This window comes from Pseudoalteromonas sp. 120-MNA-CIBAN-0494 (assembly GCF_040308885.1).
Taxonomy (GTDB): domain Bacteria; phylum Pseudomonadota; class Gammaproteobacteria; order Enterobacterales; family Alteromonadaceae; genus Pseudoalteromonas; species Pseudoalteromonas nigrifaciens.
Map to the genome: position 1 here is coordinate 188,610 of NZ_JBEOOE010000002.1, position 15,967 is coordinate 204,576.

At 39.7% G+C, this 15,967-nt stretch carries 10 protein-coding genes and 1 pseudogene; 6 read left to right on the top strand and 5 right to left on the bottom strand.

Translation table 11 applies throughout. The annotated features are described in order from the left end of the window. Positions 1-4 precede the first annotated feature (4 nt). The 4 genes from rdgB (at position 5) to AAEY55_RS02640 (ending at position 4,579) form a co-directional block, all read left to right on the top strand. The gene (rdgB, locus tag AAEY55_RS02625) at positions 5-604 is read left to right on the top strand and encodes an RdgB/HAM1 family non-canonical purine NTP pyrophosphatase (protein WP_041454577.1); all 600 of its coding nucleotides are present in this window, start codon (positions 5-7) and stop codon (positions 602-604) included. Next, positions 601-1,737, top strand: coding sequence for a radical SAM family heme chaperone HemW (hemW, locus tag AAEY55_RS02630; protein ID WP_197181803.1), 1,137 nt, complete (start codon positions 601-603; stop codon positions 1,735-1,737). The genes rdgB and hemW overlap by 4 nt, the downstream gene beginning before the upstream one ends. A gap of 131 nt (positions 1,738-1,868) precedes the next feature. Further along, entirely contained in the window at positions 1,869-3,701 is a 1,833-nt protein-coding gene (locus AAEY55_RS02635; RefSeq protein WP_197181804.1) for a DUF885 family protein, read from the top strand. Between the two features lie 191 nt (positions 3,702-3,892). Further along, positions 3,893-4,579, top strand: coding sequence for a hypothetical protein (locus tag AAEY55_RS02640; RefSeq protein ID WP_192531892.1), 687 nt, complete (start codon positions 3,893-3,895; stop codon positions 4,577-4,579). Here the strand turns inward: AAEY55_RS02640 and AAEY55_RS02645 are convergent. Next, positions 4,548-5,264, bottom strand: a complete 717-nt coding sequence (locus tag AAEY55_RS02645; RefSeq protein ID WP_011329260.1) for an SIMPL domain-containing protein — start codon at positions 5,262-5,264, stop codon at positions 4,548-4,550. The genes AAEY55_RS02640 and AAEY55_RS02645 overlap by 32 nt on opposite strands. A gap of 112 nt (positions 5,265-5,376) precedes the next feature. On the opposite strand from AAEY55_RS02645, the gene AAEY55_RS02650 reads away from it, so the two are divergent. Both AAEY55_RS02650 and AAEY55_RS02655 read left to right on the top strand, forming a co-directional pair. Further along, positions 5,377-8,043: a bifunctional acetate--CoA ligase family protein/GNAT family N-acetyltransferase gene (locus AAEY55_RS02650; RefSeq protein WP_011329261.1), complete on the top strand. Its 2,667-nt coding sequence runs from the start codon at positions 5,377-5,379 to the stop codon at positions 8,041-8,043. Next, positions 8,044-8,997, top strand: a complete 954-nt coding sequence (locus AAEY55_RS02655; RefSeq protein ID WP_011329262.1) for an ion transporter — start codon at positions 8,044-8,046, stop codon at positions 8,995-8,997. Positions 8,998-9,054: 57 nt separating this feature from the next. Here the strand turns inward: AAEY55_RS02655 and AAEY55_RS02660 are convergent, their stop codons facing one another. The 4 genes and pseudogenes from AAEY55_RS02660 to AAEY55_RS02675 all read right to left on the bottom strand — a co-directional run bounded on the left by AAEY55_RS02660 (position 9,055) and on the right by AAEY55_RS02675 (position 15,764). Continuing rightward, positions 9,055-13,560 (bottom strand): EAL domain-containing protein, encoded by a 4,506-nt coding sequence (locus tag AAEY55_RS02660; protein WP_197181805.1) that lies wholly within the window; start codon positions 13,558-13,560, stop codon positions 9,055-9,057. 220 nt (positions 13,561-13,780) lie between these two features. Continuing rightward, the gene (locus AAEY55_RS02665; protein WP_011329264.1) at positions 13,781-13,984 is read right to left on the bottom strand and encodes a DUF3283 family protein; all 204 of its coding nucleotides are present in this window, start codon (positions 13,982-13,984) and stop codon (positions 13,781-13,783) included. Between the two features lie 181 nt (positions 13,985-14,165). Next, positions 14,166-14,410 (bottom strand): annotated as a pseudogene (locus AAEY55_RS02670) (DUF1289 domain-containing protein). A 220-nt stretch (positions 14,411-14,630) separates the two neighbouring features. Beyond that, on the bottom strand, positions 14,631-15,764 hold the full coding sequence (locus AAEY55_RS02675) for a 1-acyl-sn-glycerol-3-phosphate acyltransferase (RefSeq protein ID WP_011329266.1): 1,134 nt from the start codon (positions 15,762-15,764) through the stop codon (positions 14,631-14,633). Positions 15,765-15,967: the final 203 nt, after the last annotated feature.

The window sequence follows — 15,967 nt, forward strand, 5'->3', positions numbered from 1 at the left end:
ACTTATGATAAAAACTTTAGTACTTGCCACAGGCAACCCTGGCAAAGTAAATGAACTTGCAAACATGCTCAGCCCACTCAATATTAATGTTGTGCCGCAAAGCGACTTTAACGTAGGTGAGGTGGCCGAAACCGGTACCACTTTTGTAGAAAATGCCATTATTAAAGCCCGCCATGCTGCCCTAATTACCGGTATGCCTGCTATTGCTGATGACTCGGGATTAGAAGTAGATGGTTTAAATGGTGCGCCAGGTGTGTACTCGGCGCGCTTTGCCGGTGCAGGTGCAACCGATCAAGATAACATAGATAAGCTACTACTTGAGCTGGGTAATAACCCAATTAGAACCGCACGCTTTTGGTGTGTACTGGTATTAATGCGCCACGCTAATGACCCAACTCCGCTTATTTGTAGTGCCAGTTGGGAAGGTGAAATAACCCTAACCCAAAATGGCGAAGGCGGCTTTGGTTACGACCCGGTATTTTTTGTACCAACGCTTAATTGCACCAGTGCCGAGCTTACAAAAGAGCAAAAAAATGCCATTAGCCATCGCGGTCAAGCATTACAAAATTTACTACAGCAACTTAAGCTAAAAGGCGGCCTGTGAACCTACCACCACTAAGCTTATATGTGCACGTACCTTGGTGCGTGCAAAAATGCCCATATTGCGACTTTAATAGCCACGGACAAAAAGGTGAAATTCCTGAAGCTGAATATGTGCAGCATTTAATTGATGATTTAAAAGCCGACCTGCATTTGGTGCAAGGGCGTAAAATTCATAGTATTTTTATTGGTGGTGGCACACCTAGCTTATTAACTGGCGCAGCTTACACACGCCTACTTAGTGAGGTTAAAAGCCTTATTGGGCTTGAAGATAACTGCGAAATAACCCTTGAAGCAAACCCAGGCACCGTTGAAACTGGCCGCTTTAAAGATTATGTAAAAGCAGGTATTAACCGCATTTCTATTGGTGTGCAAAGCATGCAAAACGACAAGCTTAAAGCGCTTGGCCGTATTCATGGCAGCGACGAGGCAAACTACGCCGCAGAGCAAGCTAAAGAAGCGGGGTTAAATAGCTTTAATCTTGATTTAATGCATGGCTTACCTGGGCAAACTCTCGATGATGCACTGGGTGATTTAAAGCAAATCATTGCCTTTAACCCGCCGCATATTTCTTGGTATCAGCTTACTATTGAGCCCAATACACAATTTGCTTCTAAGCCGCCTACCCTGCCACAAGACGAAACCCTATGGGACATTCAAGAGCAAGGCCAAGAGTTACTTGCCCAAGCAGGTTACCTGCAATACGAAATATCAGGCTATGCAAAGCCCGGCTATCAATGCCAACACAACTTAAATTATTGGCGTTTTGGCGATTATATCGGTATTGGTTGTGGCGCGCATGGTAAGGTAACTGATGCAAATACAGGCATAATAACCCGCACCGAAAAAGTTAAGCACCCGCGTGGTTACATGGATCTGATCAAACCTTACTTGTTTAAAAGCTGGCAGGTTGAACAAGACGATTTAGCATTTGAGTTTTTTATGAATCGCTTTCGTCTAGTAGAGCCTTGCCCTATTAACGACTTTAATGCGCTTACACAGCAGCCATTACAAAGCCAACAACACGCGCTACAACAGGCAATTAAAACGGGCTTATTAATACAAACCGATAGCCATTGGCAAGTAACACTGAAAGGTCAGCGCTTTTTAAATGATCTGCTAGAGTTATTTGTTTAACTCTAGGTTCTAGGCTCTAGGCTCTAGGCTCTAGGCTCTAGGCTCTAGGCTCTAGGCTCTAGGCTCTAGGCTCTAGGCTCTAGGCTCTACAAAATTATAATAATAAATTTCTAACATCAAGAGGATAAATAATGCGTAAATTTACTTTTATTGCAGCTGCAGTAAGCGTTGCACTACTTGCGGGTTGCCAGCAAGCTACACAACAAGTAACAGCAGTACCTGCGGTACAGGCACAACCAGTACAAAGCGAAATAAACAAAGCAAATACATTTTTTGAAGATACCTTTACTCGTGACGTAATGAGCAGCCCTGTGTATCAAACTTACATGGGTATTAAGCAAGATTACGACAAGTGGGACGATGGTAGCGAAGCTAAAAAATTAAAAGATTTTGCACAAACCAAAGCTGATTTAGTAACGCTTAATAGCATTAATCGTGCTCAGCTTGATGATGCAACTAAAGTAAGTTACGACTTAAAAAAGCAAGATCTTGAAAACTCAATTGCTGACTTCAAATGGCGTTACCACAGTTACCCGGTAAACCAAATGTACGGCACTCACTCTATGATCGCGGCATTTTTAATTAACCAGCATCAAGTAAGTGATGTAAAAGACGCTAAAGCGTATATATCTCGCTTAAACGGTGTGCCAGCAGTATTTGATCAGTTAATTACTGATTTAGAAGTACGTGCTGAAAAAGGCATTATTGCCCCTAAGTTTGTATTCCCGCATGTTATCGACTCAAGTAAAAATATTATAAAAGGCGCTCCATTTGAGCAAGGCGACGACTCTACATTGCTTAGCGACTTTAAACGCAAAGTTAATAAACTAGAAATCAATCAAAGCGAAAAAGACAGCTTAACAGCTGATGCAGTAGATGCTTTAAAGTCGGCGGTTAAACCTGCTTACTCTAAACTGATTAATTATATAGCCCAACTTGAAAAGCGCGCAGATAACCGCGACGGTGCATGGAAATTTCCTGATGGCGAAGCGTTTTATAACAATGCGTTAAAGCGCACCACCACCACAGACCTAACAGCAAAAGAAATACACGCTATTGGCCTTGCTGAAGTAGCTCGTATTCATGACGAAATGCGCGCCATTAAAGATAAAGTAGGTTTTAAAGGCGATTTAGCCGCTTTCATGCAGTTTATGAAAACCGACAAGCAGTTTTATTTACCAAATACTGATGCAGCTAAAGAGCAATATATTAGCCAAGCAACCGACCTAATTAATAATATGAAGTCGCGTCTTGATGAGTTATTTATTGTAAAACCAAAAGCCGATATGATTGTAAAACGCGTTGAAGCATTTCGTGAAAAAGCAGCTGGCAAAGCGTTTTATCAACAACCTGCACCAGATGGCTCTCGTCCAGGTGTTTACTACGCCAACCTTTACGACATGGAAGCTATGCCCACTTACCAAATGGAAGCACTAGCCTATCATGAAGGCATTCCGGGGCATCATATGCAAATTGCAATTTCGCAAGAGCTAGAAGGCGTGCCTAAGTTTCGTAAATTTGGTGGCTACACTGCTTATATTGAAGGTTGGGGTTTATACTCTGAGCTAGTACCAAAAGAAATGGGCTTATACGAAGACCCATATTCTGACTTTGGTCGCCTTTCGATGGAATTATGGCGCGCAGCACGTTTAGTGGTTGATACAGGTATTCACGCTATGCAGTGGAACCGCCAACAAGGTATTGATTACTACGTAAATAACACACCTAATGCGACCTCTGACGGGGTTAAAATGGTTGAGCGTCACATTGTAATGCCATCGCAAGCAACTGCTTATAAAGTGGGCATGCTGAAGATTTTAGAACTACGTGAAAATGCAAAGCAGCAACTAGGTGATAAGTTTGATATTCGCCAGTTCCACGACGTAGTGCTTAAAAATGGCCCTGTACCACTTAACGTACTAGAAAACTTTGTTAATCAGTGGATAGCAAGTAAACAAGCTTAACTTGTAATAACTCAGTAACAATATAGAAGGTCGCTTATGCGGCCTTTTTTTGTTTTATAAGCCAATTGTTTAAGCTAGAGTAGGTAACCTGAGCTCCGGATAATAAAATTAAATATAACTATGATTCAATACATTAGTAAATCTCTTAACCAGTGTTCAGGCTAGGTAATAATAAACTAAGGAGATAAGCCATGGAATTATGCATACAATTACTTAACGCACGCCTTGCTAAGTATCAACTCGACGAGCTTGATAACGACTTTAAGCAGTTAACCCCTGCTCAGCAAGCAAGCCAATTAATGCACTTGTATCAAAGCGCGCAGCGAATGAGTGTTAAATATAACTTTATGCAAAATGTGGCAATCCGTATTTTAACCAGTAACCCTTTACCAACATCGTTTATTAGCCAACTAAGCACCCTAGACGCATTAAGCTTTTTTACACCTGCGCTTAAAGTTAACAAGGGTTTTTTGGCGCAAAATGAGGCCGGTAACACTGTGTTGCATACTGTATTTAAACACCCTGATGCAGATAATTTACCGTTTAACTATGTACGTTCGTTAATGTTATTTGAATCTAACGATGACTTACTAAAAGCGCTGGCACAGCCTAACCTGCAAGGGTTAACGCCAGTTGCCTGTTATATTGCTTATGCAAATAAACCGACTACGCCAATAAAGCATGAGTTCTCGGCGCTACTCGCATTAATGGAAATGGAGCAAAAGCAAAATGCACAAGCAAAACAGCAATTATTAAATGTATTACAAAGCAATACGGTAAACGAAACCACGCTTTTATTAAGCGCTGCCTATTTACAGCGCTCAATAACTCAAGTGATTAATTTACTTAGTCAGAAAGATAATATTCAACACTCGTAACCACGCGAATATTTTTGATTTGCGGCGTATTAGAGTCACGATCACTAATGCTAAATTGCCCTTGGCGAGCCGTTTTTATTTTACCTAATTTTGAATTTGAGTCTTTGGCAAATTTAGTCGCAACTTCACGGGCTTTTTCGGTGGCCTCTTGTACCATTGCTGGTTTAATGTCGTTTAAACCAGTGAACATATACTCCACACGGGTTTCGTAGTTATCTTGCACTATGGCAATATTTTGCTTAGCCAGCTGACTTACCTTGCTCAGGGCATTTTTTACTTTGTCGGGCGCATTTGAATAAACAATAATATTAGAGCGCACTATATATCTAAATTGTTGATTTTCGCTGCCGTATTCGCGAGCTTGTTTATCTATAATTGATTGGCTGCCAGTGCTAATTTCTTCATCATCAAAGCCGTGTAACTTTAAAAATGCAATTACTGCATCGTTTTTGCCCTCAACTCTACTCACTAACGCTTCTAAGTTATTGTCGGCATCACTAAATTGCAGTGGCCAGATCACAGTATCGGCCAGCACTTCTTGCTCAGCCAATCCTTTTACTTGTACGGTACGTTCCATACCTTTGATATCAAGCGCAGCACCTTTTAAAATAAATCCTAAGCTAATTAGGCCTATACTTAAACAAATAGCCGCAATAACAATATTAAAGTTAGATACTTTATTCATTAAAACTCCCTTGTTAAGCGCCTAAAACAACCCTAAACGCTCGAAAATATAATATAAACAGAGTACATTGTGAAATAATAGATAGCAAAGATTAATCAGCATAGGAAAAGCCATGAGTCTCAAGCGGATCAGTCAGTTTTTTAACCCAAGCTCGGTAGCCGTTATTGGTGCATCTAACACGCCAACCCGCGCTGGTTATGTAGTTATGCGCAACTTATTGCAAAGTGGTTTTAAAGGGCCAATTATGCCAGTAACGCCAAACCACACTGCGGTGCATGGTGTACTGGCATACCCTAGTATTGATGCTTTGCCAAAAGTACCTGATCTCGCGGTTATTTGTACTAATAAAAACACTTTAGATCTTATTATTGAGCAACTTGGAAAACTGGGCTGTCATAATGCCATCATCATTGCTGACGGCTTAAGTAACGCACAAAAACAAACTTTAAAAGAGTGCGCACGTAGCCATCAAGTTACGCTGTTGGGCCCAAATTCTTTAGGGTTATTAATTCCTCATATTGGCCTAAATGCCAGCTTTTCACATACCGTAGCGAGCCCTGGCAAACTCGCTTTCGTTTCACAATCGGCGGCAGTGTGCTCAACCATTTTAGATTGGGCAAAAAATAAAGAAATTGGCTTTTCTTACTTTGTGTCAATGGGCGATTGTCTGGATATTAAATTTACTGAATTGCTCGACTTTTTAGGTCGCGATGCTAAAACTACGGCTATTTTGCTCTACATAGATAACATTGAGGACAGTCGCAGCTTTATTTCAGCCGCTCGAGCGGCTGCTTTTAGCAAACCCGTAATTGTAATTAAAACGGGCAGGACCCATGCGGGCGCTATTGCCGCTGAAGCTCAATCGGGAATAGCGCATAGCTCAGATGCGGTATACGATGCTCTATTTCAGCGCGCGGGTATGTTAAGAGTAAACGATTTACGCGAGCTATTTGCTGCAACGCAAACATTAGCCATGCACCCAAAATTATTAAAAGTAGAGCAGCTCACTATTTTAACCAATGGTGGCGGCCCTGGCGTAATGGCAGTAGATGAGCTAATACAAAGTTCAGGTAAATTAACGCAATTGAGTGAAGAGACATGTGATGCACTCAATAAAGTAATTCCTCGCTCAGAGAAGGCCTCAAACCCGGTGGATATTTTTGGTGACTCAGCCCCGAGCCGCTATAAGCAGGCGTTAGAAATTCTACTTAAAGCTCCTGAAGTAAAAAACTTACTGATTATTCACACTCCATCTGCGCTAGCACCTAGCGAAGACTATGCAAATATTATTGTTAAAACCTTACAAGCACTCCCAAAAATGGCGCGCCCGTATGTTATTACTAACTTTACCGGTGAAGATGCCGCCTATGCTGCTAGGCGTGTTTGCGCTAATAACGCGATCCCAACTTATCGTACTCCCGAGGGCGCTGTTGGGGCCTTTATGCACTTAGTTAGTTATCGACGCAATCAAAAGCATTTAACCCAAACACCTGAGTCGAATACCGTAGATACAAAAATTAATAAGTCGGCAGCTAAAGCCTTAGTAAATGAATTTTTAGAAGAAGGACAAAGTTATTTACCGACCCATCAAGCGAGCCAAATTTTAAGTCATTACGGTATTGAGTGTATTCAAACCGAAGTGGCTTACACGCCAACAGAAGCAAAAGAGCAAGCCATTGAGTTAGGGTTTCCGGTGGCGCTAAAATTAATTAGCCCAAGCATTCCTTCAAAATCTGAAGTGGGTGGCGTAGTGCTTAACTTAAATGACGCTCAAGAAGTAGAGCAAACTGCTTTTTCGATGTTATTAAGAATAAAGAACACTTATCCCGATGCCATTATTGATGGTTTTTCGCTACAAAAAATGGCGCCGCGTGCCGGAGCCAACGAGCTGCGAATAGCAATAAAAACAGAGCCTAATTTTGGTCCCGTTATTTTACTAGGAGAAGCAGGCACCGGCCTTGAATACGCACAAGCAGCAGTAGCTTTGCCCCCGCTAAATATGAACCTAGCAAAATACTTAATTGCCGCGGCGCACGATAAAGGCGTACTAAAGGATCGTATTCTACCTGAAAAAGTAGATAAATACCGGCTCTGCGCACTGCTTACTCGCATCTCGCAGTTAGTAATTGATCAGCCCGACATTAGTTCCTTAGAGCTCAACCCTATATTAGCCAGTAATGGGCAATTTTTAGTGCTGGACGCCACCATGACCATTAACCGCTATCGAGTGCAAACGCATCGTAAACGTTTATCTATTCGCCCCTACCCGATTGAATTGGTAGAGGCCGTAACGTTAAAAAATAATACCCAAGCGACGCTGCGCCCAATTAAACCAGAAGATGAGCAAGCACATCAGCAGTTCGATCAGTCTTTAACTAAAGAGGATCGCTATAAACGATTTTTTGGGGAGTTAAGGCAGTTTAATCACGACCAACTCGCTAAAATGACGCAAATAGATTACGACCGTGAAATGGCCTTTATTGTATCTCAAACATATCAAGGGCAGCCTCGCACTCTTGGCGTATCGCGCGTTATTATGGATCCTGATAATTTACAGGCCGAATTTGCCGTTGTAGTGCGCTCAGACTGCCAAGGCCTTGGCCTAGGTCGTATATTAATGACAGCCGCAATTGAGCACTGTAAGCGCCAAGGAGTTAAATCTATTGAAGGGATTACTTTACCAGAGAATACCGGCATGATTGAGCTTGCGCGTAAATTGGGCTTTAAAATAAGCCGCGACTTTGAAGAAGGCAGTATAAATATGGTACTTAAACTATAAATGAACTATATACGAAAACTTAGACAAAAAATTGCGCACACTTTTGAAGCCTCTGGAGAGTATCAGCGCGCGGGGCACATACTTGATGTAATGCTGGTTTGTCTCATAATGGTCAACGTAGTTGCCATTGTACTTGAGTCTGTATCGAGTATTGCTAAGCAGTACCATGAAGAATTTTTCTTATTAGAAATTGTTTCCATAACTATATTTTCTATTGAATACATAATACGGCTTTGGACCTGTGTAGACAGAGTTAAATATGCAGCTATTGAGGGCTCAAATACCAAACGACGCTTGCACTATATTTTTTCGCCTTTAGCATTAATTGATTTAATTGCTATATTACCTAGCTTATTGATGTTTTTCTTTATGCTAGATTTGCGCTTTTTACGAGTTTTAAGGTTACTGCGAGTATTTAAGTTAACCCGTTATTCGCGTGCTATGCAGTTGCTGTTACAAGCCTTTATTGATGAAGGCAGTACACTTTTAGCGGCATTTTTTATTATGGCCGTGGTGCTTATTTTAGCCTCTTGTGGTATTTACTTGCTTGAACACGATATACAGCCCGATAAATTTGGCTCTATCCCTGCGGCAATGTGGTGGGCTATGGCAACGCTAACTACCGTAGGTTACGGCGACGTAGTGCCCATAACACCTATTGGTAAACTATTTGGTGGGGTAATAACCCTAGTGAGTATGGGAATGGTTGCAGTGCCTACCGGTTTACTTGCATCGAGCTTTTCTGAGCAAGTACGCAAACGCCGTCAAGTATTCGAAAATGCAGTACATGAACAGATCACTAACGGCACTCTCAGCGAGGAGCACCTCAGTCACCTTGAAGATCTGCGTTACAAACTAGGGCTGAGTAAACTAGAGGCCAATAAAGCCATAAAAGTTCAGCTTAACGAGCGCAGCGAACACATGTTTTGTAGAAACTGTGGCAAGCGCCCATAAATAGGTTAAAAGTAGTTGTCAGCTTTTAGCTGGCAACTGCACACTAAGGGCTTTCCTTTAATCTTGCTTAAACACGTCGCTCCAATCGCGAGTAATTAAAGGAATAACAGCATTTGTGGGCACAGGTTTACTAAATAAATAACCTTGAAAATAGTCGCAACCAAGTGCTTTTAAAAATACTAATTGATGGGTACTTTCAATGCCTTCTGCCACACATTCTTTATTTAAGCTGTGGGCTAAAGTAAGCGTAGATTGAATAATTGCCTCATCATTAGAATCAACCCCTATATCTTGTACAAAACTACGGTCAATTTTTAATACATCAATAGGAAAGCGCTTCAAATAAGTTAACGATGCGTAACCTGTACCAAAGTCATCCATATAAAGCCTACAACCTAGTTGTTTTAACATATCCATACTCGATAAGGCCTGCTTTGAATCGCGCATTAATATTGATTCTGTTATTTCAAATACAATCGCCTTAGAAGGGATAGCTGCTTTAATTAATGCCTTTTTAATTTCAGGCACCAAGTGTTCAAATTCAAAATCGAGTGCCGATAAGTTAATCGACAAATATAACTCGGGAGCAATTTTGCGCCAAGCCACTAACTCTTCTAAAGCACGGCCCAATGTTTGCAGCATTATTTTTGTAATTAAACCAATACTCTCTGCCGCTAACGAAAACTCTTGAGTGTTCACTAATTGATTTTTTGGCCAGCGTAGCAATACTTCAAAGCCTTCGGTTTTTTGGCTATTAGCACTTATAATAGGTTGATAATAATTACAAAATTCATGCTCTTGATGCGCTTTAGTTAACTGCGATTCTAGGTGCAGTGCTTTTTGCACCCGTTGATTCATCTCTTGCTTATAAAACTTATAGCTCCCTTCTAAATTATCTTTAGCGTGGTATAAAGCAATATTGGCAGCTTTTAATAGATCTTTATATTGCTGCGCATCACCTGGATATGTGGCAACACCAATGCTTAAATTAATATTAATTATTTGACCATTAAGGGCAATATTTTTATTAACACAGCCCATTAATTTAGTGCAAACGAGCAATACCTCTTCTATTTGCTGTATATCTTCCACCAACACAACAAATTCATCACCACCAAATCGAGCTACGCTATCGCTGGGGCGTAAGGTACTTTTTAATCGCTCTGCCACTGTTTTAATCAATTCATCGGCAACTTCTCGCCCTAACGAATCATTAAAGTGTTTAAAGCGTTTAATATTAATATGCAGCAAAGCAACCTTACTGTTATGGCGCTGTGCTTGATCAATGGCATGTATTACACGGTCATTAAATAATGCCCTATTTGGCAGGCTAGTTAGCTGATCGTAGTTGGCGAGTATATGCAGCTCATTTTCTGCTAATTTTTGTGCATTAATATCGGTTAAAATAACAACGTAACTGGTTAGTCTGTGTTCGTTATCGGCAACTGCACTTATTTTAACAAGCACGTGGCGTTGCTCGTTATTAACCAATGTTACTGTGTCTTCGCAAGAAAAGTGCTCCCCTACATTGAGCTTTTGCATAATGCGCAAGTAATCAAAGCGGCTGCTGCGCGAAATTCCTAAATTAAGTACTCGACTAGAGCGCGGCTCAGCTGGGAAGTTAAACGCAGTTTGCAAGGATTTATTAGAGGCGCGTATATTAAAGTTTTTATCGAGTATAAATACCCAATCGCGAGTTTGCTCAAAGGCTGCTGCGAATAAGCGAGCATGCTCTTCAAACACCATTTCACGGGTCATATTGGTGTAAGTTCCGGCCACTTTTTGCGGTAATTTATTATGCCACTCTACTACTTTGCCAAAATCTTTGTACCAGCGCCAATGCCCTTTTGCATGCCTAAGCCTGTAGGTACAATTAAAAGATCCTTTATCTGTAGATAAAAACTCTAACCACTCCAATCTAAATAAAGGTCTGTCTTGTGGGTGTATTTTTACTAAATAGTCATCTAAATTTACGCATTCAACGCTGTAGCCTAATTCATTTATTAACCGCGGTTGATAAATACTAAGGCTGCTTGACTGCCAGTCCCAAACCCCGGATTCACTGCCCTCTAGTGCCAGTTTTAAACGCGCTTCGCTTTCTTTACTTTCTTTGTGAGCTGCCAATAAAATACGCTGTATTTTATTGCGGCGCATTACCCAAGCAACCACTAAAGCAATTAACAATAATGCATATAGCACCACAAAATAAGGGGCACGCCATAGTGGGTATTTCACTTTTATTTTTAAACTAGCGGGCGACGTATATTCGCCGGTTAATGGGTCTTTAGCCCACACTTTTAATTGGTAGTTACCCGGATTTAATTTTGGAAATAACACTCTGTTGTTACGGGTATAACTTTTTTGCCCGTTATCGAGCTGATACTCATAAATAATCCGCTCTTGAAAACTAAACGACATTGCCGAAAAAGCTATTTCTAAACCTATATCGTCATGATTTAATGTTATTTCTTCAAGTGGTTGCTGTAAATTAAGCGACAAGTTTCGCGACATTAAATTGATCCGAGTAATATTAACGTGATCAATTAACGCTTTGGTGTTTTGATTGTTCATTGGGTGAAAATAGGTAAAGCCTTTTAGGCTACCATAAGCAATACGCCCATCTTTTAAATGTGCCATAGCGCCGCTGTTAAATTCTGCAGAGAGCAGCCCTTCTGACGTAGTAAATTGCTGAAAATGCAGTGTAGTCGGGTTTAAACGCCAAATGCCTTTATGACTACTCATCCAAATCATGCCATCGTCATCAAGCACCATATCGTACAATAAGGTACCCAATTTGTTTTTGTCTAAATCAATAGTATGAACAAGTTCATACGTTAAGGCATCAATGCCAATCAGGCCAAAGTTGGATAACGAGAGCCATAAAATATTATTACGATCAACTTCATACGACAGCACATTTATGGCAACATTTTCATGTTGTTTAGGAACCTTATATATTATTTTTAGAGTTAAACTGTGAGGATTAACTTGATATAAAATCCCACCACTAAAAAATAAAGGTTTATCTGGTTGTGTCGATAATGGTGGTAAAAACCCATGCGCTAAAAAAGGGTCAAACTGAGTAAACTCGCCCTCTAACTGGGTTAGTTGCTGGGTATTAATATTATACATAAGCATGCCATGATCTGAGTGCACATAGTACAAGTTACCATCGGGCATTAAAGTAACACCATGAACCCAGCCGGCGATCAGCTTTTGGTTGCTCGGATTTTGTGTTTGCGGCTCAGTTAATTGCAGGCTAACAGGGTCAAAAATAAATAAACCTCTGTTGGAGTGCAGCCATAATTTATTTTTATAAGGCATTATTTTATAAATAGTAAATTCAGTGGTTAGCAAATCAACTTTAAAATCTTGTAAATACGTTTTGCCTATATTTGTTTTTAAATCAACTTCAGTTAAACCATTATGCGTAGCTAGCCATAGCTTGTCTTTATACTCAGTAATACCCCAAATAGAATGATGCGATAAGCCGTCACCGCCAAGCATGCTGCCCTCAACATTGGTAAACTGATAGTTATTATTGGCTAAATAAAACGCCCCATCTGTTTTAGTGGCCACCCATGTTCCACCAGAATTATCTTTAACCATATCAATAATACTCGTATCGGCTAGGGTATATTTACTTTGGTTAATGCGGGTGTTTTTTATTATTTCCCCCGTTTTTAAATTAAACTTGAACAACCCTTTATCAGTGGCTAAATCAATTTTTTCATGGTCATTTGTAATTTGCCAAATGTTTAAATTATCAAGCAATACACTATTGTTAAATGCCACATCGGGGCGCTCAAACATGCTCGATAAATTGCTAATATCAACTTGGTACAACCCTTTAACAGCGCCCACTAATAGCTGATTATTGTTAGCAATAGCAAATGACTTCACATTATTTTGGTAAATATGCTCAGCCTCTGCGCGTAAATGCTCTAATGGCCGCACTTTTTCACTGGCAATATCAAACACATAAGCACCATGACTCGTACCAATAAATATATAGCCATTATAATAAAATAACTTTCTAACTAGGGTACTTTTGTATTTACTCGGAAGCTCAAAAATAGTGGTTATTTCACCACTTTCAATATCAAGCTTTGCAAAGTCACGGCCTCGGCCAATCCAGAGGGTTTTATCATCTATTGCTAACATGCTAAAAACAGATTGATTAATTATCTGCTCTTCGCTTAGCGGCTTTTCTAAAAACTGTTTATAAGAATCGGTAGCTGGATCATAGCGAAATAGCCCTGCCAGCAGTGAGGCAATCCAAATATGCCCTTGGGTGTCTTGATATATGCGGTCAATAATAGCTTCTTCAAGCTCACCATTAGGCCCGTTAATTGGCATTACTTGGTAGCCATCATAACGGTTAAGGCCACCTTCTGTTGCCAGCCATAAGTAACCGTTATTATCAATAAGCATAGTATTAACATAGCTTTGAGATAGCCCCTCACTAGGAGATAAACGCTTCACTTGTGCGTTTATTTGGCTGCTCATTATTAGCATAAGTGCGAGCAAGCAACTTATTGTTCTGTTAATAGCTTTACCCATTCTTGATCCCACTTATTATGTTGCTTTTGATAGGTATTTGACTGCGACGATATACGATATTGGTACACACCAAAAGCACTACTAAGGAATGATTATATGTTAATATCGAGTTAAAACCAATAATGCGGTATAAATCAGGTCTACTTTTAGAGATGAATGTATAAATCCTATAAACTAAAGAGGTTTTAAATCAACTCGAGCTGCTCAAGTAAGCACAACATTAGCCTAACATTAGCGCTAAATACCTTTCAAATTGTTGCTTTAAAGAAGCTTGCTCTGCAATAGGGCGACTATGGAGGGTGTTATATATTTGCTCACGTGTTTTTTTCCCGCGCTTAATTTGATACGCCCAAAAAGAAGCCTCATAATCTAACTGAATTTGATACTTTTGTTCACGAGGTAAATTACATAAATTAAAACTCACAGTAACTCCTATTACTTACTAAAGATGTTTTATTATACTTATAAATAGTTATGAATGCTGCTTTAATAAAGCATCTAGGCCAACAAGCTTAGTCAGCTAAATGCTATATTATGTTTGGGGATTTAATAGCTTATTGGCTCAGATAATTACGAATTTAATCAACAAAGGGCACGCCCCCTAACTAAAAGTCAAAACCTTGCTGATTAATTAATTCGCTAGCGGCAGTAACGTCTAGTTTTTTTGTATAAAACGCTTGTAGCGCTGCTGGCACAAATTTAATACTTTTTTCTTTTGTGCGTTGGTTAACGAATTCCATAAAAAACGCTCATCGCGGCTACGATAACAACCTTTACAATATCCCCTATTATTAACCAAACAAATACTCTTGCAAGGGCTTGGAATATCAAATATTTCAATTTGTTGCATTGCCCCTCCCCACACTTATAAAGATACAGGTTAAGTATAGCGTTATTTACTCAAAGAGCAGCTTTGTGAGTAATTAGCTCTGGACGTTTAGTAAATCTCTTAACCAGATAAAATGTAGGTATCAGCCGGGGCATAAACCACAGCCCAACATGCGCTGAAGCTGTAATACAAATTTACTTCGCTTTAGCTAAAGTGCCGTAACAAAAAGCAGCTTTAGCTTTTAATGCTCACAACTTTTAATATTTACTTCTGCTTTACGATGATATGGCTTTGCATACATAGCTAATACCAAAGGTTTAAGCTCTTCGGGCACTTTATCCATACGTTTTGCAAACTTTGCAGCGTCGGCTTTATTAATGACTGCTTCTGTACAGCCGCCTGCTATAAAGTTACCTGGGTGCAAATAAAATGAATCTATTATTTGTTTATCTATTGTTTTAGCCAGCTCATCTGCGCTGTCGCAATGTGACTCTATCGGCTGTCCAAAAGCTAAATGAATATGTCCTTTAGATGAGCTAAAACCTTCAACAATACTGGCTATGTCTTCACCTACAGATTTTACATATTGACCATGGTGTTGTTTATGATAAAGCTCTTTTGCTTTAGCAATTGCGCAGGGTTCGTATTGATACGATATTGATACCGGCACTATTTTTAGCTCTTTAATATAATCGCCAAATTCTTTTTTTTGCTTACGCCCATTTAGTTGTAGCATTTTTAGTAGTGCCGGATCGGTTTGATCTACACCGTCTTTTGCTCGCCCTTCTTTTTGCGCTATCCAAATAGAGTTTCCTGCTGTTAGTGAGTCATAAATATAGGAAGATAACTGCGTTAATGCTTTAAGCATTTCTTTAGGGGCTTTTGCAGATCGCTTTACTATAAAGCTTTTATTTAATCGCATAAGCTCAGTGATATAGGGTCTTTGCAATAAATTATCTCCTATTGCAATGCGCACTGTTTTCATTTTATGTTGAAACAATCCCCAATTTACTAAAGCCGGATCGAGCACAATGTCACGATGATTCGATATAAATAAATAGGCCTGATTAGGGTCTAGTTTATCCAACCCTGAAAAAGTGACTTCTGACGTAGTGCGTTTTACTAACTTATTTAAATACTTTGCAACTTCATTTTGTACATCTTCAACGCTATTAATTTGGCCCCATTTTTTACGTAGTTGCTGTCTAATTAATGGTCGTGCAACAAATGGAATTGCCGATAAAATGCGTGGTAAATTGTACTTTGCAATTACATCAATAAATGCATTATCGTCAATTAAACGCTTCAGCGAAGTGGCAACTTCATCATCATTGTAAGGTCTTATGTCAGCGTACTTATCTTCTAATTCAATCATTTAGCGCATCTACAAAGTTAAAAACGGCACGCCAAAGCGCACCGTCGTGTCTAATTTTGATTATAACTCAATCAAAAATACGAAACTAGCAATACTAAAGTTCGATTTACCTAGTTCAAATAGAGTTATAGTTTAGTCGGCAAGTTTATAAGTTTGCACACTTGATGCAACTTACATTGCCCTGTTGTTATTTATAGTGAATA